The organism is Liquorilactobacillus sicerae (genome assembly GCF_029916425.1).
In the GTDB taxonomy this organism is placed as follows: Bacteria; Bacillota; Bacilli; order Lactobacillales; family Lactobacillaceae; genus Liquorilactobacillus; species Liquorilactobacillus sicerae.
This window is the reverse complement of sequence record NZ_JAHAVQ010000120.1, coordinates 1-574: the sequence shown is the minus strand read 5'-3', so window position 1 is coordinate 574 and position 574 is coordinate 1. Positions and strand designations below refer to the sequence as shown.

General features: G+C 39.7%; 1 protein-coding gene. It reads left to right on the top strand.

Annotated elements, in window-relative coordinates:
- The coding region (locus tag KH893_RS11565) for an RluA family pseudouridine synthase (RefSeq protein WP_281166250.1) at positions 1–503 on the top strand (503 nt) is incomplete at its 5' end.
- Positions 504–574: the final 71 nt, after the last annotated feature.

Genomic DNA, 574 nt, shown 5'->3' with positions numbered 1-574 from the left:
CCTTTATGGTTCACCGGATTGATCGAGACACATCCGGGATTGTCATTGTTGCCAAAAACCCGTTAGCAGTTGGTATCTTAGACCAACTGCTTGCTCAAAAAAGAATTAAACGAACGTATTTGGCTTGGGTTTCTGGAAATCTTGAAAATAAAAAAGGTACTATTAATCAAGCAATTTCTGTGGATCCGCTTGATCCCTATAAAAGAATTGTTTGCCAAACAGGCCAAAAAGCAATTACTCATTGGACCAAAATACATACTGTTTATCAAAATACACTTGTGCGAATTAATTTGGAGACTGGCCGGACCCACCAAATCCGTGTCCATTTTGCCTCAATTGGTCATCCAATTGTTGGTGACCGCCTTTATAACGGACCGGTTTATGGTAGGCTGCTGCTCCATTCGGCAACGATTAAACTGCCTGATTTGTTTTCTGATTATGGTCGGATCAAAACGATCAGTACACCGTTGGCAGCGGATTTCCCCCGGCAGTTGCTGCTATAACTTTTTAAGATTACTATCTTTATACAAATGGCAATATGCTCTAAAATTATTCGATAATAAAGGAATAATAG